17 protein-coding genes are annotated in these 24871 nt (G+C 74.2%); 9 read left to right on the top strand and 8 right to left on the bottom strand.

Annotation, left to right across the window (positions count from 1 at the left end):
• Positions 1-77 precede the first annotated feature (77 nt).
• The 6 genes from Vau01_RS12640 (at position 78) to Vau01_RS12615 (ending at position 13879) form a co-directional block, all read left to right on the top strand.
• Positions 78-6644: a type I polyketide synthase gene (locus tag Vau01_RS12640; RefSeq protein ID WP_203991239.1), complete on the top strand. Its 6567-nt coding sequence runs from the start codon at positions 78-80 to the stop codon at positions 6642-6644.
• Positions 6593-10924, top strand: coding sequence for a beta-ketoacyl synthase N-terminal-like domain-containing protein (locus Vau01_RS12635; RefSeq protein ID WP_203991236.1), 4332 nt, complete (start codon positions 6593-6595; stop codon positions 10922-10924). Before Vau01_RS12640 ends, Vau01_RS12635 begins: the two co-directional genes overlap by 52 nt.
• Before the next feature lie 4 nt (positions 10925-10928).
• Positions 10929-11213 (top strand): acyl carrier protein, encoded by a 285-nt coding sequence (locus tag Vau01_RS12630; protein ID WP_203991233.1) that lies wholly within the window; start codon positions 10929-10931, stop codon positions 11211-11213.
• Positions 11210-11968 carry an alpha/beta fold hydrolase gene (locus Vau01_RS12625; RefSeq protein WP_203991230.1) on the top strand — a complete coding sequence of 253 codons (759 nt, stop codon included), beginning with the start codon at positions 11210-11212 and terminating at the stop codon, positions 11966-11968. The genes Vau01_RS12630 and Vau01_RS12625 overlap by 4 nt, the downstream gene beginning before the upstream one ends.
• Entirely contained in the window at positions 11965-13107 is a 1143-nt protein-coding gene (locus Vau01_RS12620) for a glycosyltransferase (protein WP_203991226.1), read from the top strand. The genes Vau01_RS12625 and Vau01_RS12620 overlap by 4 nt, the downstream gene beginning before the upstream one ends.
• Positions 13108-13198: 91 nt before the next feature.
• Positions 13199-13879, top strand: coding sequence for a hypothetical protein (locus Vau01_RS12615; protein WP_203991223.1), 681 nt, complete (start codon positions 13199-13201; stop codon positions 13877-13879).
• A gap of 44 nt (positions 13880-13923) precedes the next feature.
• On the opposite strand, the gene Vau01_RS12610 is transcribed toward Vau01_RS12615, so the two are convergent.
• The 4 genes from Vau01_RS12610 to Vau01_RS12595 all read right to left on the bottom strand — a co-directional run bounded on the left by Vau01_RS12610 (position 13924) and on the right by Vau01_RS12595 (position 17678).
• Positions 13924-15540, bottom strand: coding sequence for an ABC transporter permease (locus Vau01_RS12610; RefSeq protein ID WP_203991220.1), 1617 nt, complete (start codon positions 15538-15540; stop codon positions 13924-13926).
• Positions 15537-16442 (bottom strand): ABC transporter ATP-binding protein, encoded by a 906-nt coding sequence (locus Vau01_RS12605; protein WP_203991218.1) that lies wholly within the window; start codon positions 16440-16442, stop codon positions 15537-15539. The genes Vau01_RS12610 and Vau01_RS12605 overlap by 4 nt, the downstream gene beginning before the upstream one ends.
• Positions 16439-17137, bottom strand: a complete 699-nt coding sequence (locus Vau01_RS12600) for a TetR/AcrR family transcriptional regulator (RefSeq protein ID WP_203991215.1) — start codon at positions 17135-17137, stop codon at positions 16439-16441. The genes Vau01_RS12605 and Vau01_RS12600 overlap by 4 nt, the downstream gene beginning before the upstream one ends.
• A gap of 64 nt (positions 17138-17201) precedes the next feature.
• The gene (locus tag Vau01_RS12595; RefSeq protein WP_239151538.1) at positions 17202-17678 is read right to left on the bottom strand and encodes a winged helix-turn-helix domain-containing protein; all 477 of its coding nucleotides are present in this window, start codon (positions 17676-17678) and stop codon (positions 17202-17204) included.
• A gap of 58 nt (positions 17679-17736) precedes the next feature.
• Between Vau01_RS12595 and Vau01_RS12590 the strand changes: the two genes are divergently transcribed.
• Positions 17737-18822, top strand: coding sequence for an LLM class flavin-dependent oxidoreductase (locus Vau01_RS12590; protein ID WP_203991213.1), 1086 nt, complete (start codon positions 17737-17739; stop codon positions 18820-18822).
• Positions 18823-18866: 44 nt separating this feature from the next.
• Positions 18867-21494, top strand: a complete 2628-nt coding sequence (locus tag Vau01_RS12585) for an ATP-binding protein (protein WP_203991211.1) — start codon at positions 18867-18869, stop codon at positions 21492-21494.
• 25 nt (positions 21495-21519) lie between these two features.
• Here the strand turns inward: Vau01_RS12585 and Vau01_RS12580 are convergent, their stop codons facing one another.
• The 3 genes from Vau01_RS12580 to Vau01_RS12570 form a co-directional block, all read right to left on the bottom strand.
• Positions 21520-21705 carry a type II toxin-antitoxin system antitoxin gene (locus tag Vau01_RS12580; protein ID WP_203991209.1) on the bottom strand — a complete coding sequence of 62 codons (186 nt, stop codon included), beginning with the start codon at positions 21703-21705 and terminating at the stop codon, positions 21520-21522.
• A 3-nt stretch (positions 21706-21708) separates the two neighbouring features.
• On the bottom strand, positions 21709-22560 hold the full coding sequence (locus tag Vau01_RS12575; protein WP_203991207.1) for an SPFH domain-containing protein: 852 nt from the start codon (positions 22558-22560) through the stop codon (positions 21709-21711).
• Between the two features lie 62 nt (positions 22561-22622).
• Positions 22623-23822 carry an FAD-dependent monooxygenase gene (locus Vau01_RS12570; RefSeq protein ID WP_203991205.1) on the bottom strand — a complete coding sequence of 400 codons (1200 nt, stop codon included), beginning with the start codon at positions 23820-23822 and terminating at the stop codon, positions 22623-22625.
• Positions 23823-23898: 76 nt separating this feature from the next.
• Here Vau01_RS12570 and Vau01_RS12565 point away from each other — a divergent pair, with 76 nt between their 5' ends.
• The gene (locus Vau01_RS12565; protein WP_203991203.1) at positions 23899-24456 is read left to right on the top strand and encodes a TetR/AcrR family transcriptional regulator; all 558 of its coding nucleotides are present in this window, start codon (positions 23899-23901) and stop codon (positions 24454-24456) included.
• A gap of 69 nt (positions 24457-24525) precedes the next feature.
• Here Vau01_RS12565 and Vau01_RS12560 read toward each other — a convergent pair whose 3' ends face one another.
• Entirely contained in the window at positions 24526-24747 is a 222-nt protein-coding gene (locus Vau01_RS12560; protein WP_203991201.1) for a hypothetical protein, read from the bottom strand.
• Positions 24748-24871 lie beyond the last annotated feature (124 nt).

Here is a 24871-nt window from a genome sequence, read left to right as displayed (position 1 = left end):
GCGTGGATATGGCGGCGGCGCGGGGCATGCCGCCTTGAGGGAGGTCACCAACAGTGGCGGTGGGAACGATTGTTGGCGTGACTCCGTTCGGTCTGCCGGACGCGCGCCTGGTGGCGGCCATGCGCGCGGCCGGTGTCACCGGAGTGCTCGACCTGAGCCGGCATGATCGCCGCGCCGAGGAGGAACTGGCCCGGGCCGTCCGGTGGGTGCCGGGGACGTTCGGCGTGCGGCTGGGCGTCGACGTGCCGGCCGCGCTGATCGGGGACCTGCCGGAGTCGGTGGACCTGCTCGTCGTCCCGCACGGGCTGGCCGACCGGATCTCCGCGTTCGGTCAGGGCCGCACCGTGCTCGTCGAGGTGACCGACGTCGACCAGGCCGTCGCCGCGGTCGCGGCCGGCGCGGACGGGCTGCTCGCCCGGGGGAGCGAGGCCGGTGGACGCGTCGGCGGGCTGACCACGTTCGTGCTGCTGCAGCAGGTGCTCGGCGCCGTGCCGGTCCCCGTCTGGGCGTGGGGCGGGATCGGCCCGCACACGGCGGCGGCAGCGGTCGCCGGTGGCGCGGCCGGCGTGGTGCTGGACTCCGCGCTCGCGCTGCTCGACGAGGCGACCCCGCCGCCGGACCTCGCCGCCGCGCTGGCGACGGCCGACGGAACCGAGAGCACTGTTCACAATGGAGAGCGGGTGTGGCGTCCGCGTGGCGCCGTCCGCGAACTGCCGGCGGGGCAGGACGTCTTTCTCGCGGCCGCGTTCGCCCGTGACCACGGCACCGTGGCGTCGGCGGTGCGGGCGGTCGAGACGGCGATCGCCGCGGCCACCGGCCCGCACGCGAACGCCGCGCTGGAACCCGCCGCGCCGTTCGCGCGCCGGCTGGGCCTGCGGCTGCCGGTGATCCAGGGCGCGATGACGCGCGTCAGCGACCGGCCGGCGCTGGCCGCGGCCGTCGCCGCCGCCGGTGGGCTGCCGTGCGTCGCGCTGTCGCTGGCCGACGGCGAGTCCAGCCGCACGCTGCTCGGCGACACCGCCCGCAAGGTCAACGGGAAGCCCTGGGCGGCCGGCATCCTCGGGTTCGCGCCGGAGGACGTGCGCACCGCGCAACTCGACGCGATCCGCGCCACCCGGCCGACCGCCGTGATCATCGCCGGTGGCCGGCCGTCGCAGGCCGCAGCGCTGGAGGACGTCGGGATCGCGGTGTTCCTGCACGTGCCGTCGCCGGGTCTGCTCCGGCAGTTCCTCGACGCGGGCGCCCGCCGCTTCGTGTTCGAGGGCGCCGAGTGCGGCGGGCACATCGGTCCCCGATCGAGCTTCTGCCTGTGGCAGGCGCAGATCGCGATCCTGGTCGACTGGCTCGACGCCAACCCGGGAACCGAGGTGGAGGCGATCTTCGCCGGCGGCATCCACGACGCCCGGTCGGCCGCGATGGTGGCGGCCGCGACCGCGCCGCTCACCGCGCGGGGCGCCGGCGTCGGCCTGTTGATGGGGACCGCCTACCTGTTCACCGAGGAGGCCGTCGACACCGGCGCGATCGGGGCGACGTTCCAGCGCGAGTTGCGCGGGGCCCGGTCCACCGCCGTGCTGGAGACCGCGCCCGGGCACCTCACGCGGTGCGTGGAAACGCCGTACGCGGACGAGTTTTCCGAGACGCGCGAGCGCCTGCGCGCCGCCGGGACGCCCGACCGCGAAGTGTGGGAGGAGCTCGAACGGCTGAACCTCGGGCGGCTCCGCATCGCCAGCAAGGGCATCCGCCGGGACGGCACGCGCCTGGTCCGCGTCGACGAGACCGTGCAGCGGGACGAGGGCCTGTTCATGGCCGGCCAGGTGGCGGTGCTCCGCGACAAGGTGACCACGGTGGAGGACCTGCACGCGCAGGTGACCTCGGGTGCGAAGGCGTGGCTCGCGTCGCGGGCGGCCGCGCTTCCCGTCGCGGCGCCACCGTCCACTGTGGACGCCGCCGCGCCGCAGCCCCTGGACGTCGCGATCGTCGGGCTCGCCGGGATCTTCCCGGGTGCCCCGGACACCGCGAGCTACTGGGCCAACGTGCTGGCCGGCGTCGACGCTGTGACCGAGGTGCCCGCCGAGCGCTGGGATCCGGTGCGGCACTACGGCGAAGGAGGCGATCGGGTGCCGTCGCGGTGGGGCGGGTTCCTGCCGCGCGTCCCCTTCGATCCGTTCGCGTACGGGATCCCGCCGGCGTCGTTGGCGTCGATCGAGCCGGTGCAACTGCTGGCGCTGGAGGTGGCCGCGCGGGCGCTGGCCGACGCCGGGTACGCGGCGCCGCCCGGCGGCGACGGGCGACCGTTCGACCGGTCGCGGACCTCGGTGATCTTCGGCGCCGAGTCGGGCGGCGAACTGTCGAACGCCGCGATGATGCGGGCCGCGCTGCCCGGGTACCTCGCCGAGGTCCCGGCCGCGCTGACCGCGCAGTTGCCGACGTTCACCGAGGACACGTTCCCCGGCGTGCTGGCCAACGTCATCGCCGGGCGGATCGCGAACCGGCTCGACCTCGGCGGGTCCAACTACACGGTGGACGCCGCCTGCGCCTCGTCGCTCGCCGCGCTCGACGCGGCCTGCCGCGAACTGGTGGCCGGCACCGCCGACATGGTGCTGTGCGGCGGCGCCGACACGCACAACGGCGTCTACGACTTCCGGCTGTTCGGCTCGGTCGGCGCGCTGTCGCCGACCGGTCGCTCGCGGCCCTTCGACCACGCGGCCGACGGCATCGCGCTCGGCGAGGGCGTCGGGTGCCTGGTGCTCAAACGTCTCGCCGACGCCCGGCGCGACGGCGACCGCGTGTACGCGGTGATCCGCGGCATCGGCAGCGCCAGCGACGGCCGTGCCCGCGGGCTGACCGCGCCCCGGCCGGAGGGGCAGCGGCTCGCGCTGATGCGGGCGTACGCGCAGGCGCGGATCTCGCCGGCCGACGTCGGCCTGGTCGAGGCGCACGGCACGGGAACGGCCGTCGGCGACCGGACGGAACTCGCGACGCTCACGACGGTGTTCGCCGGCGCGGCACCGGGTTCGGTGGCGCTCGGCTCGGTGAAGTCGCAGATCGGGCACACCAAGTGCGCGGCCGGCGTGGCCGGCGTCATCAAGGCGGCACTGGCGGTGCACGTGGGTGTGCGGCCGCCGACCGCGCACCTGTCGCGGCCGAACGAGGAGTGGACGCCGGGCGAGAGCCCGTTCGCGTTCGACCACACCGCCCGGCCCTGGCCCGCGCCGGCCGGTGGACGCGCGGCGGCGGTGAGCGGCTTCGGGTTCGGCGGCACGAACTTCCACGCAGTGCTCACGGACGCCGGCGAGGCGCCGCCGCGCCACGGGCACGACGCCTGGCCGGCGGAGCTGTTCCTGTTCGCCGCCGCGGCCGACGTCGCGTGGCTGCGCGGCCTGGCCGGGGCGCGTCCGGCGGCCCGGCTGCGCGACCTCGCCCGGTCGGCCGCGGTGCGGTTCGACCGGGCGGCCGGCCCGGCGGTGGCCGCGGTGGTGGCGTCCACAGTGGACGAACTCGTCGCCGAACTGGACGGGATCGCCGTCGCCGCACCGGTTTCCGAGCGGCCGCCGGTGGCGCTGCTGTTCCCCGGCCAGGGCAGCCAGCGGGTCGGCATGCTGGCGCCGCTGCTGGTCGCGTTCCCCGAGCTGCAGGATCTGGTGGACGCGGGCAGCGGATGGGGCGCCGCGCTGTATCCCGGCGCCGCGTTCGACCCGGACGCCGAACGGCGCCAGCGCGACCTGCTCCGCGACACCCGGCACGCGCAGCCCGCGCTCGGCGCGGCGGGCCTGGCCGCCCAGCGGTTCCTCGCGATGGCCGGCGTGGCACCGGACATGCTCGCCGGGCACAGCTACGGCGAACTGGCCGCCCTCGCCGCGGCCGGCGCGGTGCCGGTGGCCGACCTCGCCGCGCTCAGCGCGGAACGCGCGGCGGCGATCCTCGCCGCGACGGGCGCGGATCCCGGCACGATGGCCGCCGTCGCCGCCGACGCGGAGACGGTGTTCGAGGCGCTGACGGGGGTACCCGGCGTCGTGGTCGCGAACCTCAACTCGCCCCGGCAGGTGGTGGTGTCCGGTCCCACCGGCGCGGTGGCGTCGGCCGTGGAACGGTTGCGGGACAAGGGTCTGAGCGTCACGCCGCTCGACGTGGCGTGCGCGTTCCACAGCCCGCTCGTCGCCGGTGCCGGTCGGGCGTTCGGCGCGGCGGTGGCCCGGGTGGCGCTGCGCGCGCCGGCGGTGCCGGTGTGGTCGAACCGCACGGCGCGGCCGTACCCCGGCAATCCGGCGCACATCGCGGTGGAACTGGCCGAGCAGATCGGCGCGCCGGTGCGGTTCGGCGAGCAGGTCGAGGCGATGTACGCGGCCGGCGCGCGGGTGTTCGTCGAGTGCGGGCCGGGCACCGTCCTCAGTGGACTGGTGGGCGCCACGCTGGAGGGCCGGCCGCACACCGTCGTGACGTTCGAGCGGGCCGGTGGCGGGCTGCCCGGCGCGCTGCACGCGCTCGGGGACCTCGCGACGGCCGGCGTTCCGGTGCGGCTCGACCGGCTGTTCCGCGGCCGCGACGCGGTCGACCTCGCGGTCGAAATCGCGGTCGACACTGCGGCCGACCTCGCGGTGGCCGGCGCGTCGTCCGGCCGCGCGATGGCCGGCGCGCAGCCGCGCTGGACGGTGGACGGGCACGCCGTGCGCACGGCCGACGGCGCATTCCTGCCCGGCGGCGTGTCGACCCCGACGCCCGTCCACACCGTCGGCACCCAACCGGTTCCGCCGTCGTCGGACGACCTGATCGGCGACTACCTGCGTACCACGCGCGAGTTCATCGCCGCGCAGCGCGAGGTGATGCTGGCGTACCTCGGCACCGCGCTGGACACCGTGCCGGAGATGGGGCCGGCGCCGGCGCCGGTATCGCTTCCGGAGCCGGCGGTGGCGATCCCGCACCAGGCCGGCCCGGTCCTCGACCTGTCCACTGTGGACCTGGTGCGCCGGATCATCAGCGACCGCACGGGTTACCCGGTCGACATGATCGAGCCGGACCTCGACCTGGAGGCCGACCTGTCGGTGGACTCGATCAAGCGCACCGAGATCGTCGGCGAGCTGGCGGCCGGGTTGGCGGGCCGGCTCTCCGACACGGCACTGGACGACCTCGGCCGGATGCGCACCGCCGGCGCGATCGCCGAATGGCTCGACGCGAGCGCACAAGAAACCACCAGCGCCGGCGAGAGCGAGACCGCAAGCCCGGAGCCCGCCGACGTGGCGGCGGCGCCCGAGCGGCTGACCGTGACCTGGGCGCCGTCGCCGGTCGCGGGCCGGTTGGCGGACCTCGCCGGCCGGCGGATCGCGGTGAGCGACGCCGGCACCGAGGTCGGTGCGGAACTGGCCCGGCTGCTCGTCGAGCGGTGCGCGGCCACCGTCGTCGGACCCGACGAGCCGGCCGACGACCTCGTGCTGCTCGACGCGCTGGGCGACACCATGGGCGAAACAGCGGAGGACCCGACGGGCGAGCCCGCCCTGCTCCCGGAGTGGTTCCCGGCGCTGCGCCAGGCGGCGCTGACGGGCGCCGGGCTGTTCGTGGTCGTCAACGACCGGGACCCGCGCGCCGACGGGCTGGCCGGGTTCTTCCGGTCGCTGCGGCGCGAGCGCCCGGAGGCGATCGCGCGCCTGGTCGCGGTCGAGGCGGGACGGTCGGCGGCGACGACGGCGGGCGCGGTGCTCGCCGAGCTCGCCGTACGGGACTCGGAACCGGTGGCACGGTTGGGATCCGAGCGCCTCATCTGCGTCACCACACCGGAGCCCCTGCCGGAGGGAACCGACGCCGCCGCGGCGATCGGGCTGACGCCGCAGTCGGTGCTGCTCGTGGTCGGCGGCGCGCGGGGGATCACGTCGGTGGTCGCCCGGCAGTTCGCCGCCGCGAGCGGGTGCCGGGTCGCGATCGCCGGGCGGACGGTGCCGGCGCCCGAACCCGAGGACCCGGAGCTCGCCGCGGCCGCCGATCTCACCGCGCTCCGGGCGGTGCTGGCCGGTCGCGATCCCTCCGATGTGGACGCCCGTGCGCGGGCCGTCCTCGCCCGTCGCGAGGTCGCCCGCACGCTCGACGAACTGCACCGGTGCACCCGCGACGCCTGGTACACGCCGGTCGACGTCACCGACGCGGAGGCCGTGCACAGCCTCGTGAAGCACGTGTACGCGCGGCACGGCCGGCTCGACGGTGTCGTGTTCGCCGCCGGCGTGATCGAGGACCGGTTGCTGGCCGACAAGTCGGCCGAGTCGTTCCGCCGCGTGTTCGCCACGAAGGTCGACGGCGCGCGGAACCTGCTCGGCGCGCTGCGCGACCTGCGCGAGGGTCCACGGTTCGTGACGCTGTTCGGCAGCATCGCGTCGGTTCGCGGCAGCCGCGGCCAGTGCGACTACGCCGCCGCCAACGACGCGATGGCCGAACTCGGCCGGCGGTGGGCGCGCGACACCGGGCGCCGCTGCCTGACCGTCCACTGGGGACCGTGGGCGCCGTCCGGCGGCGGCATGGTGACGCCGGAGCTCGCGGCCCGGTACGCGCGGCACGGCGTGCGGCTGATCGACCCCGTGCGCGGCGCGACCGGCCTGCTGGACGAGCTGGCGTGGGGCGACCCGTCGTTGACGTCGGTCGTGCACACGGCGCCGGGCTGGTGACGACGATGGAACCGGTCGCCGTCGTCGGGATGTCGGTGCTGCTGCCCGGCGCGCCCGACCTCGACACCTACTGGCGCAACCTGGTCGACGCCGTCGACTGCGTCACGCCGATCCCGGCGTCGTACGGCCTGCCGGCCGAGCTGTTCCCGCACACGCGGGGCGGCTTCGTCGGCGACCTCGCGGCCGTGGACCCGAACGCGCTCGGCGTGATGCCGGCGGCGCTCCCGCACACCGAACCCGACCAGCTGATCGCGTTGCACGTCGCCAACGCGGCGCTCGCCGACGTCACCGGCACCGGAATCGGCGACCCGCGCCGCGTGGGCGTCATCCTCGGCCGCGGCGGCTACCTGACCGCCGGGGTGGCCCGGCTGGACCAGCGGGTGCGCGCCGTGCACCAGGTCGCGCACGTCCTGTCGGAACTGGTGCCCGACCTCGACGACGCCGCGCTGAACCGGGTCCGTGAGGCGTTCCTCGCCCGCCTGGACCCGCCGTCGCGGGGTGCCGAGATCGGGCTGGTGCCGAACCTCGCGGCGTCGCGGATCGCGAACCGGTTGGGGTTCGGGGGACCGGCGTACACGGTCGACGCCGCGTGCGCGTCGTCGCTCGTCGCGATCGACCACGCGGTGGCGGAACTGGCGCGCGGACGGTGCGACGCGGTGCTCGTCGGCGGCGTGCACCACGCGCACGACCCGACGCTGTGGAGCGTGTTCGACCGGCTCGGCGCGATGAGCGGGTCGGGGCGGATCCGACCGTTCGACCGCTCGGCCGACGGGCTGCTGATCGGCGAGGGCACCGGCATCGTCGTCCTGAAACGGCTCGCCGACGCGCGGCGGGCCGACGACCGGATCTACGCCGTGGTCCGCGGCACCGGCGTCGCCAGCGACGGAGCCGGCGCGAGCCTCATGAACCCGGCGAGCGGCGGCCAGGTCGAGGCGTTGCGGCTGGCGTGGGCGGCGGCCGGGCTCGACCCGACGGCGGCCGACTCGATCGGTCTGCTGGAGGCGCACGGCACCGGCACGCCGGTCGGCGACGCGACCGAGGTGGCCACGCTGAGAGAGGTGTTCGGTGCCGGCCGACCGGCGGTGCTCGGCTCGGTGAAGTCGATGATCGGGCACGCGATGCCGGCCGCCGGGATCGCCGGGTTCGTGAAGGCCGCGCTGGCCGTCCACAATGGACTGTTGCTGCCGACGCTGCACTGCGCCGACCCGCACCCCGATCTCGCGGCGACCCGGTTCCGGCCGATCGACACGGCGGAGCCGTGGCCGGTGGAGCCGGACGGCGTGCGCCGGGCCGCGGTCGACGCGTTCGGTTTCGGCGGCATCAACGCGCACGTGGTGCTGGAGGGCGTGGAACGGGCGGCGCGGCCGGTGCGGGTGGTGCGGGAACCGGTGCCGGTGCTGCGGCTGGCCGCCGACACGGTCGCGGAACTCGCCGAGCGCCTCGACGCGGGCGCGAGGGGCGGCACGGGCTCCTGCCGGCTGGCCGTCGTGTCGCCGACGGAGCGGACGCTCGCCACCGCCCGCCGGGTCGTCGCCGCCGGGCAGCCGTGGCGGGGACGGCAGGACATCTGGTTCAGCCCGCGTCCGCTGCTGGCGGGCGACGGCGCCGGCACCGACCCCGGCCGGATCGCGTTCGTCTACCCCGGCCTGGAGGCGGACTTCGCGCCGCGCGTCGGCGACGTCGCCGCGCACCTCGGCGTGCCGATGCCGGATCTCGGCACCGACGGCCTGTTCCGGCACGGCGCCGCCGTGCTGGCGGTGGGCCGGCTCCTCGACGCGGCGCTGCGCGCGCACGGCGTACGGCCCGACGTGCTGGCCGGCCACTCGATCGGCGAGTGGAACGCGATCGCCGTGGCCGCCGGCTACACCGAAGCGGACATCGAACCGGTGCTGACCGCGTTCGCCGACGCCGTCCGCGAGGTACCGGACGTCGTGTTCGCCACGCTCGGCGAACCCGCGGAGGCGGCGGCCCGCCGGCTCGCCGGCACGACGGTGACCGTCTCGCACGACAACTCGGCGTACCAGAGCGTGATCTGCGGCTCGGTCGCCGAGGTGGAGCGGGTGCTCGCGGCGGCGCGGGCGGCCGGCGTCCTCGGCACGGTCCTGCCGTTCCGGTCCGGCTTCCACACGCCGCGGTTGCGGCCGTACCTCGACCGGTTCGAGGCGGCCGCCGAGCGCCTCGAACCGCGCCCGTGGCAGGCGCCGGTCTGGTCGGCCACCACCGTCGCGCCGTATCCCGCCGACGCCGCGGGCATCCGCGAGCTGTACATGCGTCACCTGGTGGAGCCGGTGCGGTTCCGGCCGCTCGTCGAGCGGTTGTACGAGACTGGGGTGCGTGCGTTCATCCAGGTGGGCGCGGGCCAGCTCGGCTCGCTGGTGCACGACGTCCTGCGCGGGCGCGACCACCTCGCGATCGCCGCGAACGCGCCGCGCCAGACCGGCCTCGGCCAGCTCGTGCGCGTGCTCGCCGCGCTGTGGATCGAGGGCGCGGCGGTCAATGAGGACCTGCTGACGGCGCCGGCGTCCGCCACCGTGCGGCTGTCGTTGGGCAGCCCGCTGGTCTCGCTGGGCCCGACGGCGGCCGGTCTGGTCGGCCGCGCGGCCGTTCCGGCGGCGCGCACCGGTGGGGAGGACGCGGGCCGGATCGCCGCCGTGGTCGCGGACGTCGAGGAGGCCGCGCTCGCGGTGGTGGCAGCCGCCCGTACCCGCGGGGTCACCGGTGCGCCGCCGGTTCCGGGAAACAACGGTCGGTCTCCGCAGAACCTTCTCTCCCAGGATCGGCGCCGCGGCGGCTCGCCGCGCACGGTCACCCGGGAGATGTCGTTGCGCACGATGCCGTACCTGCGCGACCACACGTTCTTCGAGGTCCCGTCCGGATGGCCCGATCCGTACGACGGCTTCCCCGTGGTGCCGGCCACCGAACTCGTCCGGCAGATGGCCGACTTCGCGGAAAAGGGCGCGCCCGGCACGGTCGCGGTCGCCGTCCGGGAGGCCAGGTTCGAGCGCTGGCTCGCGGTGGAACCGCCGGTTCCGGTCACGTTCGAGGGGACGCACGTGAGCGCGCGTTCCGTAGCCGTCACCGTTCGGGGGTACGCCCGGAGCGTCGTCGACGTCGCCCAAGCGCACCCGGCACCACCGGCACCGTGGTCCGCGCCGCCCACGAGCGGAGCACGAACGCCGCTGCTCACCGCGGGCCAGATGTACGGGCGGCGGTGGATGTTCCACGGCCCGGCCTACCGCGGCGTAACCAGTATCGACACCATCGGCGCCGACCACGTCATCGGCGTGCTCACCGCGCCGGACACGCCCGGCGGCCTGCTCGACGCGGCCGGCCATCTGGTCGGGTACTGGGTGCTGGAGGAGTGCGACGTCAACAGCCGCACCTTCCCGGTGCGCCTCGACGCCCTGCGCCTGTACTCGCCGGCACCGCCGCCGGGGGAGCGGATCGCCTGCCACGTGCGCATCGCGCGGGTGACGGACACGGCCGTGATCGCGGCCCTGCAACTGGTCCGCGCCGACGGCACGGTCTGGGCGGAGGCCGACGGCTGGCAGTTGCGCCGGTTCGCCAGCGACGCGGCGATCCAGGCGGTCGACCGGAACGCGGGCCGGGCACTGCTGGCCCGCCGGCACGACGCGGGATGGTGCTGCGTCGGCGAGGCGTGGCCCGATCTCGCCAGCCGCGAGCTCATCGCGCGCACGTACCTGACCCGCGACGAGTGGGAGATCTACGAACGGCAGCCGCCGCAACGGCGCCGGCAGTGGCTGCTCGGCCGCATCGCGGTCAAGGACGCGGTGCGCGCGCACGTCGTTCCGGATCACGACCTGTTCGCCGTCGAACTGACCACCGGCAACGACGACGTCGGCCGCCCGTGGATCCGGGGCCGGTTCGACCGGCGGCTGCCGGACCTGTCGGTGTCGCTGGCGCACTGCGGCGAGGTCGGCGTGGCGATCGCGCGTCCCGGCGGCCCGGTCGGCATCGACGTACTGGAGATCGTGGACCGCGACGAGCCGACCGTGACCGCGGCACTCGGCGTGGAGGAACGCGCGCTCATGGCGTCCACTGTGGACTTTTCCCGGTTCTTCGCGGCCAAGGAAGCGGCGGGCAAAGCGCTCGGCACCGGGCTGGGCGGGTCGCCGCGCTCCCTCGCGGTGACGGCCGTGCGGGCCGACGAACTCACCGTGCGGGCCGCCGGCCGCGACCTGACCGTGTGCCTGACCGACCTGACCCACGGCGGCCGGCGGTACGTCGTCGCCTGGACCCAACTGCCAATCGAGAGGTGACCCAGTGCAGACCCAGACCGACGTGCTCGCCGAGATCGGTGAGCTGATCCGGGAGGTGCTCGACGGCTACGACCCGGACGCCGTGCCGATCACGCGGGAGACGTCGTTCCAACAGGATCTGGCGTTCGAGAGCATCGACATCGTGGTGCTGGGCACCCGCCTCACCGAGCGGTACGGGCCGGTCGTCAACTTCCCGGCGTTCCTGTCGACGCTGACGATCCAGGAGATCATCGCGCTGCGCGTCGGCGACCTGGTGGACTACGTGTCGGCGGCGCTGTGCCGTTCGTGACGGCGAACGGCGTGCGGCTGCACGTCCAGCGTTTCCCCGGCAGCGGCCCGCCGCTGGTCTTCGTGCACGGCCTCATCGACACGCTGGCGTGCTACTACTTCACGCTCGCCGGACCCGTGAACGAACTCGGCTTCGACGTGGTCACCTACGATCTGCGCGGGCACGGCCGCAGCGAGCGGCCACCCACCGGGTACACGCTCGACGACGCCGTCGACGACCTGCACGCGATGGTCGCCGAACTCGGCATCGCGGATCCGGTGCACCTGGTCGGGTACTCGTTCGGCGGCACGGTGCTGTTCCGGTACGCGCACCGCCATCCGGAGCGCGTCGCCTCGATGGTGGTGATCGAGTCGGAGCCGCCGACCGCGGCGTGGGCGGCCCGCACGGTCGACGGGCTGCGCGAGGTCGCGGCGCACGTCGGTGATCCGGAGAAGATGGCCGGGCAGCCGGAGCTGTTCCAGAAGATGTCGGCGTCCGCGCGGGCCCTCGCCGAAACGACGACGGTGACCACCGACATCGTCCATCCGGCCGGACTGATGACCGCCGCCGACGTGTCCACAGTGGACGTTCCGGTGCTGCTCGTCGTCGGCGGCGCGTCGGAACTGCACGGGCACCTGCCGTCGGTGCTGTCCATGCTGCCGGGCGCCACCGTGGAGGTGATTCCGGACAACGACCACCTGCTGCTGATCAGCGCACCCGAGAAGGTGTGCGCCGCGATGCTGCCATGGCTCGAAAAACAGCTGGAAAAACGGTGAGGTTCCTCTTCGTCGTGGCGCCGCTCGTCGGGCACGTCGCGCCGATGCGCGCGGTCGCCGAGCGACTCACAGCCCGCGGTCACGAGGTCGTGTGGGCCGGCGCCGGCGACTGGCTCCGCGCGCTCCTCGGCCCCGCCGCGACGATCGTCGACTGCGCGCCGGCCCGGTACGGCGAGGCCGCGATCCGCCCGCCGGACATCCACGGCCCGGAGGCGTTGCAGTTCCTGCTCGACGGCTACCTGATCCCGCTGGCGACCGAGATGCTGCCGCCGACGGTGGCCGCGATCGAGCGGTTCCGGCCCGACCTGGTGCTCGCCGACCAGCAGACGTACGCCGGCGCGTGCGCCGCCCACCGGGCCGGCGTGCCGTGGGTGACGTCGGCGTCGACGTCGGCGGAACTGGTGGAGCCGTTCACGCCGGCGATCGCCGGCTGGATCGCGGAGCGGTTGGCCACCCTCGGCGGGCCGGACCCGCGCTGGTCGCCGCGCCTGGTGCTGGCGTTCTCGACGCCCGAACTGGCCGGCCCGGTCGCGCAGCGGCACCCGGTGCGCTGGGTCGGTCCGGCGCTGCCGGCCTCCCGGAGCGAGGAATGGACGCCACCGCCGCCGCGTCCGCTCGTCCTCGTGACGCTCGGAACCACGAACGGACCGGCCAGCGAACGGTTCCTCCGCGCGTGCGCCGACGCCCTGTCGGCCCGCACCGACCTCGACACGCTGATCGTCGACCGCGACGGGGTGCTCGGCTCGGTTCCCGGCGTGACGACCGCGCCGTGGATCCCGCAACTCGCTGTGCTGCGCCGGACCGGCCTGGTGATCTGCCACGGCGGTCACAACACGGTGTGCGAGTCGCTGTGGCACGGGGTCCCGCTGATCGTGGCGCCGATCCGCGACGACCAACCGGTGATCGCCGGCCAGGTGGTGAACGCCGGTGCCGGCGTGCGGCTGCGGTTCGCCCGGGCCGGCGCCGGACACGTGGCGGCCGCGGTCGACACGGTGCTCGGCGACCCCGGGTACGCGGCCGCCGCGGCCCGGATCGGCGACTCGTTCCGCGCCGCGGGCGGTGCCGAGGCCGCCGCCGACGCCCTGATCGTCGAGGCGCGGTCCCCGGCCACTGTGCCGGCCACTGTGGCCCGTCCGTGACCGGTCTGCCGGTTTTGCCTCCGCCGCCATCGGGTAGCCCACTCGGAGCAGTCGAAACAAGGGCCGTCAATACAAGCGGAGGACGGATTTCATGCGACCTCAACGTCGTCGCACCATAATCGCGCTCAGCGCCGGGCTCGGCCTCGCCCTCGGGAGCACCGCCGGCTGCGCCGAAGGCACCGACACCCCGGGCGCGAGCGCCAGCGGTTCCCCCACGGCATCGAAGGCGACCGGTGGCCCGGTCGCGTCGTGCGTCGTCGGCGACTGGCGCTCGGTCGCGCTCACCGCCGACGCCGCGTCGAAGCGGAACAACGTCAGCGCCAACCTCACCGGCGGCGCCGGCATCAAGGTGAAGGTCGGCCCGAACGGCGCGACCACCATCGACTTCACCGGCATGGACCCGGTGAACTTCAGCGCGAAGGTCGCCAACGCCGACGTGCGCGGCAAGTTCACCTACGCCGGCACAGCGTCCGGCACGGTCAGCACCGGCCCGGCCCCGGCGAACGCCGGTACCCCCGCGCCGAGCGGATCGTGGGAACCGGTGGGCGACCTGAACTGGGAAGCCACCACGCTGACCCTCGACCTCACCGAGCCGGTACAGGCCCGGCCGTTCGACAACACCCCGATCGGCAAGTACGTCGGTACGCAGACCGGCAACGCGGTCGACATCGACCCGATCTTCGACCGGGGCACCTACACCTGCGGCGGCGACACCCTGACCATCACCCCGGACAAGGACGCCGACACCCCCTGGGTGCTGAAGAAGGTCTAGACCCGAACGCGGGCGCCGTCCACTGTGGACGGCGCCCGCGTTTTTCAGGGTGCGAGATCGCGCCTGCGGAAAAGAACCATCCCGGACGCCGTGAGCACGGCCGCCACGGCCACCAGCGACACCATCGGCAGGGCGGTGACGTCGGCCGCGGGTACGGCGGGCACGTGGCTGAACGGCGACACGTCGCGCACCGCCTGCGGCAGGCCGAACAGGTCACCGAACAGCCCGCACCCGAGGCTCACCGCGAAGCCCGCCCAGGCCACCGCGACCACCAGCCGCGGCAGCCCGCCGAAGACGAGCACCACGAAACCGGCCAGCACCAACGCGCCCGGCAACTGCGCCAGCCCGGCGACGACGAGCGTGCCCACGCCCGTCTCCCCGCCGGACGCCGCGTCGGCGACGCCCGCGCCGAGGCCGGCCACCAGCAGCACGACGGCGGCCCCGCCGGCCGCGCAGGCGAGGTACGTCGCGACCCAGCGCGTGCGGGCGACGGCCGCCGACAGCACCGCCTCGGCCGCGCCGCCGGTCTCCTCGGCCCGCAGCCGCAGCAGCGTCTGCACGGCGAACGCGGCCGCCAGCACCCCGAAGACGTTCATCATCGCGCCGTAGTAGATGTCGACGAGATCGCCGGCGCCCCCGCCCGCGAGCTGGCCCATCATGTCCGTCACGCCGGAGTTGTCGCCCAGGGCGTCCCGCACGGTGTTGCCCAGCGACCCGATCGCGACGCCGGACACCGCCGCCCCCAGCACCCAGCCGATCGTCGAGGCGCGGGTGAGCCGCCAGGCGAGCCCGGCCGGACCGTGCAGCATCCGCGCCGCCGTGGTCGGCCCCGGGCGGTCGGGCACCAGGCCCGCGCCGAGGTCGCGCCGTCCGGCCAGGGCAAAAGCCACGGTGACGGACGCAGCGGCGCCGAGCACCGGCAGCGCGAGCACCCACCAGCGCTCGTCGCCGAACGGGCGCACCAGCATGCCCCAGCCCAGCGGCGACAGCCAGGAGGGCCAGCCGCTGGTGACGACGACGCCGGTGGCCCGCTCGCCCAGCGCGTCACCGATGCCCCTGATCAGGTACGCGACCCCGACGGCCGTCGCGGCCGTCGCGTTCGCCGAGCGCGCGGAGCGGAACAGCTGGGCGGCGATCGCCGCGATGCCGGCGAACACCCAGCCGGTGACCGCGCAGGCCGCCCCGAACGCGATCGCGCCCGCCGCCGGCAGCCCGACGGCCAGCAGCATCGCGGTCATCACCGCGCCGTACGCGACGTCGGCGACGCCGACCAGCAGCAGGGCGGCGGTGAGCGGGGCGTGCCGGCCGACGGCGCCGGCGCCGATCAGCTCCGCGCGGCCGGTCTCCTCGTTCTGCCGGGTGTGCCTGATGATCGCGAACGTGCTCATCAGCGCGACGAGCACCAGCATGAACGCGAAGTTGCGGAAGTTCACCAGCGCGCCGAGGCTGTCGCCGACCGGCACGCCGCGCATCAGCAGCACGGCCGGGCTGCCGCCGGCGCCGGTGAGCGCGGTGACGCGGCTCTGCTGGTCGGGAAACTCGTCGGCGACGGCGGCGGCGCCGGCGATCACCAGGAGCGCGGAGGCCACGATCCAGACGGGAAGCTGGATCCGGTCGCGGCGGGCGGCGAGGCGGACCAGCCGGCCGGTGCCGGCGGTCATCGGTCCGCTCCTTGCTGCTGCGGCCCGTAGTGCCGCATGAACAGTTCCTCGAGCGTCGGCGGCCGGCTGGTCAGCGAGCGCACGCTGGCGGTGGCGAGGTGACCCAGCACGTCGGGCAGCGCGTCGGGCTCGATGTCGAGCGTCGTGCGGGTGCCGTCGGTCGCCAGGTCGTGGACGCCCTTGAGGGTGTCGAGGCCGTCGATCGTTCCGGCCGCCTCGACGGTGATCGACGTGCGGGCCAGGTGGCGCAGGCCGTCGAGCGTGCCGGTCTCCACCGTCACGCCGTCGCGGATGATGCTGACACGCGAACACAGCGCCTCGACCTCGGCGAAGATGTGGCTCGACAGCAGCACGGTGGCGCCGCGCCCGTTCACCTCGCGGACGAGGTCCTGGAACACCGCCTCCATCAACGGGTCCAGGCCGGAGGTCGGCTCGTCGAGGATGAAAAGGTCGGTCTTCCGCGACGCGAACGCGGCGATCAGCGCGACCTTCTGCCGGTTGCCCTTGGAATAGGCGCGGCAGCGCTTCGCCGGGTCGAGCTGGAAAAGCTCGGTCAGGCGTGCCTTCTGGTCGGGCTCGATGCCACCGCGCAGCGACCCGAGCAGGTCGATCGCCTCGCCGCCGGTGAGGTTGGGCCACAGGCTGACGTCGCCGGGCACGTACGCGATCCGGTGGTGCAGGTCGACCGCGTCGGCCCACGGGTCGTGCCCGAGCACCTCCACCTGTCCGCTGGTGGCGCGCAGCAGCCCGAGCAGGATCCGGATGGTGGTGGTCTTCCCCGCGCCGTTCGGGCCGAGGAAGCCGTGCACCTCCCCGCTGTTGACGGTGAGGTCGAGCCCGGCCAGGGCGTGGGCGGGCCCGAACGTCTTGACCAGGCCCTCGGTACGGATTGCCGCGGTCATGTTCCTTCTCCTTCCGGCGTGGTGCCGGCTTCCGGCGTCGTGCCGGTGGTCGACTCCGCGATGCGGTCGATCGCGGTGTGGATCTCGTCCCGTTGAGCGGGGGTGAGCAGCGCGTTGGCGAGGATGTCGACGAGTCCGCGGTTGAGCCGGACCGTCCCGGCGTCGCTCTGCACGTCGGCGCCGAGCGCCCGGGATACCTCGGTCGGCATGAGGTAGCCGGCGACCTGCATGACGCACAGCACCACCGCGGCCGCCCGCAGGTCACGCGTCTCGGCCCCGGCGGCCCGCAGCCAGTCCTCCGCCTGCGTGACGACCTCGTCGAACATCGCGGCGGCCGGGGCCGACCCGTCGAGCATCGACCGCAGCAGGTACCGCTGCAGCACCCGGGCCACCCGGTGCATCGAGGACATGAAAGCGTCGTCGGCGAACCCGCCCTCGGCGACCGCCTGTGCGCGCAGGCGCACCATCTGGTCCATGGCGTAGGCGTCGCAGGCGTTGCGCAGCTCCTCCTTCGACCCGAAGTGGTGCCTGACCAGCCCCGACGACACTCCGGCCGCGGCCGCGATGTCCCGGATCGACGCCCCGTTCACCCCGTGCTCGGCGAACAGCAGGAGCGCCGCGTCCCGGATCCGGGCCCGGGCGGTCAGATCCTCCGGTGCGGGTTCCCCCACACGCACGAACGGCTTACTACTCACCCGTCCAAGCTACTACACACCCGTGTAGCCCGTCAAGCGGGGGCGGCGGCGAGCGGGGAAGCGGCTACGGGAGGAGGTGGAGGTCGGCACCTGGGGAGAGGCGGTAGCCGACGCCGCGGACGGTTTCCAGCAGCGGCATCGCCAGTTTGCGGCGGAGGCGGGCGACGTGGACGTCGACCGTGCGGTCGCCGGAGAGGGCGTCGCCCCAGATGGCGCGGAGCAGCTGGGCCCGCGTGAAGACCTGCCGGGGGTGCTTGGCCAGGTGGAGGAGCAGGTCGAACTCGCGGCGGGTCAGGTCGACGCGGTGGTCGCCACTCAGGACCGTGCGCTCCCTGGCGCGGATCCGTACCCCGGGGCCTTCCGGGAGAGGGTGGTGCGTCGGGCCGGGGCTGACCCGCTCCACGAACTCCCGCAGCGCCTCGACGAACGCCGCCGGGTCGCCGGTGATCACCAGGCGCACGGTCAGGTCCACGGTTCGCGACCCGTTGGTCGGCACGGGGTGCGTGAAGTGGGGGAACACTGCCGGGGCTTCGAGGACCACTCCTATATCCTATCGGTAATATAGGGTATTGGGCGAGTGCCTCCGAGGGGTGACGGACATGACAACGACCTTCCACTGGTTCCTGCCCACGTCCGGTGACGGGCACGGGGTCGGCGCCGCCACCGTGCGGGCCGGCGCGGCGGCGCACGAGCGGGCGGCCACGGTGGGCTACCTGGCCCGGGTGGCGATGACCGCGGAGAGGGCCGGGTTCACCGGCGCGCTCACGCCGGTGGGCGCGGGCTGTCCGGACCCGTGGCTGCTGTGCGCCGCCGTCGCCCAGTACGCCCGGAAAATAAACTTCCTGGTGGCGGTGCGGGCCGGCTTCACGCTGCCCACCCTGGTGGCCCAGCAGGCGCAGACGTTCCAGGCGATCGCCGGCAACCGGCTCGCGCTCAACGTCGTCACCGGGGGAGACCCGGCCGAGCAGCGCGCCTACGGCGACTTCCTCGACCACGACGAGCGCTACGCCCGCACGGCGGAGTACCTCGACGTGCTCCGCAGCGCCATGCAGGGCCCCTTCGACTTCGCCGGCGACCACTACCGGGTCGCGGCCGGCGGCCTGCACGATCCGCTCGACCCGGCGCCGCCCGTCTACTTCGGTGGCGCGTCGCCGGCGGCCGAGGCGGTCGCGGCGCGGACGGCCGACGTCTACCTGATGTGGGGCGAGCCGGTGGCCGCGATCGCCGAGCGGGTCGACCGGATGCGCGCCCGCGCCGCCGGGCACGGCCGCACGCTGCGGTTCGGGCTGCGGGTGCACGTGATCGTCCGCGCGGACGCCGACGCGGCGTGGGAGCACGCGGCCCGCCTGCTCGCGGGCATGGAACCGGCCCGGATCGCGGCCGCGCAGGAGCGCTTCGCGCGGATGGACTCCGTCGGCCAGGCGCGCATGACCGCCCTGCACGACAAGACAGACGGGCTGGAGATCGCGCCGAACCTGTGGGCGGGGATCGGCCTGGTGCGCGAGGGCGCGGGAACGGCCCTGGTCGGCGGGCCCGACGAGGTCGCCGAGCGGATCGGGGAGTACGCCGCGGCGGGCGTCGACGAGTTCATCCTGTCGGGCTGGCCGCACGTGGAGGAGGCGGAGCGGGTGGGAAGGCTGGTCCTACCGAGAGTCCGGACACCTCAGCCGATCGGTTCCGTTTAGCCCGTTTAACAGCAAAAAAGACGCAAATCATTCATGATCTGGGCGTGAAGGTGCGCCCCGATCGGCTGTGGCGCAGCCGTCCCGGCCTGATCACGGCACTCGTCGCCGTGATCGGTGTGCTGCTCTCCGTCACCGCTTGGGTTGTTCTGGAAGCGGCCCGCAACCGCTCCGCGGCGGCCGCGATGGATCGGCGCACGGCCCTGGTGGTCGAGGCGGTGACCGCCGCGACCGGCCGGTACCTCGACGCCGTGAGCACCCTGGCCGCGGCCGTCGGCGCGACCGACACCCTCACCACGACCCGGTTCGCGCAGATGACGGCGCCGTTGCACAAGCGACGCCTGCCCGGCGCCACCTCGGTCGGGCTGCTGGTGCCGGCGACCGACGAGGAGATCCCGACGGTCGAACGGCTGTGGCGGTCGCGTGGGTCGGGCGATCTCCGGCTGCAGCCCGCGGGAGTCGGCCACGAGCACGCGTTCGTGGTGCTCAGCGTGCCGCTCGACGGGTCGACGATGGTCGGCCTCGGCCTCGACGGCACCCGGTCACCGGCCGCGGCCGCCGCCCTCAACGAGGCCCGCCGCGCCGACACCGCGGCCGTCTCCGACGCCTACCACCTGATCCGCGACCTGGGCCTCCCGCCCGACCAGCGGCAACTGTCGTTCGTGCTCACCGCGCCGGTGCAGGGCCCGCCCGACGCGGAGGGCCGACGACCGTTCCTCGGCTGGGTGCTGATGGGCCTGCGCGGGCAGGACTTCGTCACCGCGGCGCTGGCACAGGCCGGGCAGGGACTGGTGAACGTGACGCTGTCCGCGCCGGCCGCCGACGGCTCCCGCCCGACCGTGGCGGCCCTGCGCGCGGCCGGCCGGCCCGACCTGAAGCGGACGGCCGACGTGCGGGTCGGCAACCGGGTGTGGCACCTCGAGGTGAGCGCCGACTCCGACCTGCTGCCGGGCGCCGGGTCCGCGCTGCCGCCCGCCCTGGGTGGCGGCGGGCTGGTGCTGACCGGACTGCTGGCGTTCCTGGTGTGGGTGCTCGCCACCCGCGGCGCCCGGGCGCGGGCGGTGATCGAGAAGGGAACCGAGGACCTGCGCCGCACGGAAGGGCTGGCCCGGGAGCAGGCCGGCCTCCTGAACGCGGTGCTGAACAGCCTCGGTGAGGGCGTCGGGGTGGTCGACGCCGAGGGACGGTTCCTGCTGCACAACCCGGCCGCCCGGGAGATGCTCGGCGTCCCCGACGTCGACGGCACGGAGAACTGGCAGCAGGCGTACGGCCTCTTCCGCGAGGACGGGTCGGAGCCGTTCCCGACCGAGGAACTGCCGCTCATCCGGGCGCTGCACGGCGAGGCGGTCGACCAGGTGCGCCTGCTCGTCCGCAACCCGGCCCGGCCGGCCGGAACGGTGTTGTCGGTGTCCGCCCGCCCCCTCGACCTGCGGCAGGGCGCGGTGGCCGTCTTCCGTGACATCACCGACCGGGCCCGCGCCGGCGCCGAGTTGAAGGCCGCCGCCGAGAAGCTGAGCCACGAACTGAAGCAGCGGCAGGCGGTCGAGGCCGACCTCGAGGCGCAGAAGGACTACCTGACGCAGATCCTGGACACGCTCGGCACCACCGTGGTCACCTGCGACGCGGACGGCGTGATCGTGCACGCCAACCGCAGCGCCCGCGCCGCGATCAGCGGCGACGCGAAGACCATCGCCGACGTCCTGCCCTCGCTGCACATGAGCCACCCCGACGGCCGCCCGATGGCCTACGACGACACCCCGCTGGTGCGGGCCACCCGCGGCGAGGTGGTCGACGGCGCCGAGGCGGTGCTCACGCTGCGGAACGGCGAGCGGAAGCGCATCGTCATGCACGCCCGTCCGCTGCGCGACGGGTCGGGCCGGGTCCTCGGCGCGGTCGGCTCCTCGTTCGACATCACCGAACTCCGCGAGCGGGAGGCCGAACTCGCGACGTTCGCCGGCGTGGTCGCCCACGACCTGCGCTCGCCGCTGACCACCGTGCGCGGCTTCACCGAACTGGTCCGCAACGCCCTGGCCGCGAACCTCGCCACCGACCCGGACGCCGCCGACCACATCGCCGACCTCGACCGCGTGCTCGAATCGACCGGGCGGATGGCCGAGCTGATCAGCGACCTGCTGGACTACACGGCGGCCGGCGACCGGCCGCTCACCGTCGAGCCGGTGGACCTGAACGGCCTGGTCGGCGACGTGGTCACCGCCCGCACCACGGCCGCGTCGGTGGATCCGGACCTGCTGGTGCCGCAGATCTACGTGGCGCCGCTGCCGCCGGTGCGGGCCGACCAGGCCCTGCTGCGCCAGGTGCTGGACAACCTCGTCGGCAACGCGGTCAAGTACACGCCGCCGGGCCGGCCGGCCCGCATCGACGTCACCGCGCACGAGTCCTCGGGCGTGGTCACCGTGGAGGTGGCCGACCGCGGGATCGGGATCCCGGCGGGTCAGCACCACGCGATCTTCGGCAGCTTCCACCGGGCCCACGCCGACGGGTACGCGGGGACGGGGCTGGGGCTGGCGATCTGCGCCCGCATCGTCGAGCGGCACGGGGGCACGATCTCCGCGCACGACAACCCGGGCGGCGGCACGGTGGTCCGGCTGACCTTGCGGGCCGCGGCGCCCGAACCGGTCGATGCGGTCGCGGCCCGCCAGGCCGCGCGTTTTTGAGATGACGGGCGCAGCGCGGCCCTGATCACTCCGCCTCGGCCTTCTCGGCGGGCAGGGATCCCTTCGGGTTGCGGCCGGCCGACTTCAGGGCCTGCCGCAGCGCGAACTCGATCTGGGCGTTCACGCTGCGGAGGTCGTCGGCGGCCCACCGGGCGACCGCGTCGTAGACCGCCGGGTCGAGCCGGAGCAGGAGCTTCTTCCGCTCGGTCATGGCCTAGCCGTAGAGGGTTCCCGTGTTGACGACCGGCTGGGCCGCCCGGTCTCCGCACAGCACCACCAGGAGGTTCGACACCATTTGCGCCTTGCGCTCCTCGTCGAGCTCGACGACGCTCTCCTCGCGCAAGCGGTCGAGCGCGTTCGACACCATGCCGACCGCACCTTCCACGATCTTGAACCGGGCGGCGACCACGGCGCTGGCCTGCTGGCGGGCCAGCATCGCGTGGGCGATCTCGGGAGCGTACGCGAGGTGCGTGATCCGGGACTCGAGCACCTCGACGCCGGCCAGTTCGTAGCGCTCGCGCAGTTCGGTGGTGAGTTCCTCGCTGACCACCGTGCCCTCGCGGAGGCTGGCGCGCCCGCTGTCGTGCGCCTCGTACGGGTAGCTGGTGGCGAGGTGCCGCACCGCCGCCTCGGACTGCACCGCGACGTACTGCGGGAACTCGTCGACGGCGAACGCCGCCTTGAACGTGTCGGCGACCCGCCACACCACGACCGCCGCGATCTCGACCGGGTTGCCGTCGGCGTCGGCGACCTTCAGCCGGGCCGTCTCGAAGTTGCTGACCCGCTGCGACACCCGCCGCTTGGTGGTGAGCGGGACGGTCCAGTGGAAGCCGGCGCTGAAGACCGTGCCGACGTACCGGCCGAAGAACTGGACCACGCGGGTCTCGTTCGGCCCGATGACGGCGAACCCGCTGACGGCGACCGCGAACAGGAGCGACCACACGATGACCGCGGTGGCGGCGACGGCCTCGCCGCCCGCGATGGCGAGCGGAACCACGGCCACGGCGAGGACCAGCAGCACCAGCACGACGGTGAACCCGGAGACCCGGAAGGCTCTACGTTCCATGACCTGCCCCCTACGCATAGCACCTCGGTATCAAGGTGATATCACCACGATAGCGCGAGCCGTCAAGCGTCGTAGTTCGGGAGGTCGATGGCGTTCGCGGCCTTGTGGAGCGGCGCCATCACCGCCGACAGCATCCGGTCGCGGCCGGGCAGCTTCCCCATGATCGAGAGCATCCGCATCGACATGCGGACCTGCCGCTCCGTGCGCATCACCATCCGCTTGACGTTGGCCGGGCCGAGGGCCTGGTTGCGCCGCACGAACTCGCGCATCTTCTGCTCGTAGGCGGCGAAGCCTTGTGTGGGATCGCTTTTCAGCTCTCCGGCCAGCACGTACGCCCCGACGAGGGCGAGGCTCGTGCCCTGCCCGGACGCGGGTGACGCCCCGTAGGCGGCGTCGCCGACCAGGCCCACCCGCCCGCGCGACCATCCGTCGAGGTGCACCTGCGCGAGCGCGTCGAAGTAGAAGTCCTTCGCCTGGTCCAGGTGCTTGAGCAGGGTCGGCACCTCCCAGCCCTCGCCGGCGTACGCGTCGGCGAGCAGGCGCTGCTGGGCCGCGCGGTCGCGCGGGTCGTACTCCAGCGGGTCGGACGCCCACAGGAACATGGCCTTCGCGTCACTCTGGCCGGCGGTGCTGTAGACGAGCGTGGTGCGGCCGGGGCCGACGTAGGTGAGCTCCTCGCGGTCGAGGCCGAGGTGGTTGGGGACGCTGAAGATCGAGACGTAGTGGTTCAGGTGGCGGACGGGGTCGGCGTCGGCGAAGGCGAGACCCCGGATCGGCGACCGGAGGCCGTCGGCACCGATCACCAGGTCGAACGACTCGGTGGCACCGCTCGCGAAGGTCACCTTCACGCCGTCGCCGGTGTCGACCAGCCCGGTCACCGACTCGCCGAAGCGGTAGTCGACGGTGCCGGCGGTCAGCTCGAAGAGGACGCGGTTCAGGTCGCCGCGCAGCACCTCGGCGTCGCCGTGCGTGCGTCCGCCGAACGTGTCGGCGTCGAGGCTCGCGACCCGGCGGCCCCGGGCGTCGACCACCGAACCGTGGCGCACGTCGGTGCGCAGCGCGCGGAGCTGGTCGAGGACGCCCATGCGCTCGACCACGGTCAGGGCGGCGCCCCGGATGTCGACCTTGTAGCCGGCGGCCCGGATCGCGTCGGCCCGCTCCACGACGGTGGGGCGGGCGCCGGCCCGGTGCAGCCAGTAGGCGAGAGCGGTACCGGCGATGCCGCCGCCCTGGACGAGGACCCGTGCGTTCGTCAATGTCATGGCCGGAACGGTACAGACGTCTTAGACATTTGTGCAAGACTTTTGTTCAAGACATTTGTCTGAGACACTGGGCGCCATGGGAAACCGCGAAGATCTGCTCGCCGGCGCGAAGCAGTGCCTGTTCGACAAGGGATTCGCCCGTACCACCGCGCGCGACGTCACTGCCGCGTCGGGCGTCAGCCTCGCCGCGATCGGCTACCACTTCGGGACGAAGGAGGCGCTGCTCACCGCCGCGTTGCAGGACGCGATCGCGGAGTGGGGCGCCGGCCTCGCCGAGACGCTGAGCGGCGCCACCGACCTGGCGTCGGCGTGGACGCTGGTGCTGGAGTCGTTCGCCAGCAGCGGGCCGCTGTGGGCCGTCCAGTTGGAACTGGTCGCCCAGCTCGGGCGCGACCCGGCGCTGCGGGCCCAGTTCGCCGGCTCCAACAAGCAGGCGCGGGAGGGGCTGGTCGGGCTGTTCCGGTCGCTGCATCCCGACCTCGACCCGGCCGACGCCGACCGGCTCGGCGCGCTCTACCAGGCGCTGCTCGTCGGCTCCGCCGCCACCTGGCTCGCCGACCCCGACAGCGCCCCGGCCGCCGAGGACCTGCTGGCCGCGATGCGGCTCGTCACCGACCGCCAGGGCCCGCGCTGAGGAACCGCTGAGGAACCACCGACGACGCCGCCGCGGTCACCAGTCGGACCGCGGCGGCACGGACCGCTGTTACCAGTTCTGGCCGGTCACCCGGGTTCCGTCGGGCGTTTCCGTCACCCGCGTTCCGTCAGGCGTTTCCGTCACGCGCGTTCCGTCCGGTGTCGACACCCCGGTCACCCGGGTGCCCGCGGTGACGGATCCGTCGCCCTGGTGCACGAGCGGTCCGATCGACCAGGTCAGTGTGCCCGACAGCGCGAGTCCGGCGAGCAGAGCCGCAATCCTTCTCGACATGGCTGGGATCCCTTCGTTTCACGTGGCCTCAACCCGGATGGACCCTGAGCCTGGCGTTGCCGGGGGGATCCGCCGGGGCTCAGGGTCCGCGTGAGCCAAGCTACTGACCGGCTCTGCCAATGAC

Source organism: Virgisporangium aurantiacum (genome assembly GCF_016863635.1).
GTDB classification, from domain to species: Bacteria; Actinomycetota; Actinomycetes; order Mycobacteriales; family Micromonosporaceae; genus Virgisporangium; species Virgisporangium aurantiacum.
This window is presented reverse-complemented; position numbering and strand designations above follow the sequence as displayed.

Excerpts from the sequence above, each read along its gene's own strand:
- Vau01_RS12575 (WP_203991207.1), bottom strand. The coding sequence starts at position 22,560 with ATGGAACGTAGAGCCTTCCGGGTCTCCGGGTTCACCGTCGTGCTGGTG.
- Vau01_RS12615 (WP_203991223.1), top strand. The coding sequence starts at position 13,199 with ATGCGACCTCAACGTCGTCGCACCATAATCGCGCTCAGCGCCGGGCTC.
- Vau01_RS12610 (WP_203991220.1), bottom strand. The coding sequence starts at position 15,540 with ATGACCGCCGGCACCGGCCGGCTGGTCCGCCTCGCCGCCCGCCGCGAC.
- Vau01_RS12565 (WP_203991203.1), top strand. The coding sequence starts at position 23,899 with ATGGGAAACCGCGAAGATCTGCTCGCCGGCGCGAAGCAGTGCCTGTTC.
- Vau01_RS12560 (WP_203991201.1), bottom strand. The coding sequence starts at position 24,747 with ATGTCGAGAAGGATTGCGGCTCTGCTCGCCGGACTCGCGCTGTCGGGC.
- Vau01_RS12570 (WP_203991205.1), bottom strand. The coding sequence starts at position 23,822 with ATGACATTGACGAACGCACGGGTCCTCGTCCAGGGCGGCGGCATCGCC.
- Vau01_RS12590 (WP_203991213.1), top strand. The coding sequence starts at position 17,737 with ATGACAACGACCTTCCACTGGTTCCTGCCCACGTCCGGTGACGGGCAC.
- Vau01_RS12605 (WP_203991218.1), bottom strand. The coding sequence starts at position 16,442 with ATGACCGCGGCAATCCGTACCGAGGGCCTGGTCAAGACGTTCGGGCCC.
- Vau01_RS12580 (WP_203991209.1), bottom strand. The coding sequence starts at position 21,705 with ATGACCGAGCGGAAGAAGCTCCTGCTCCGGCTCGACCCGGCGGTCTAC.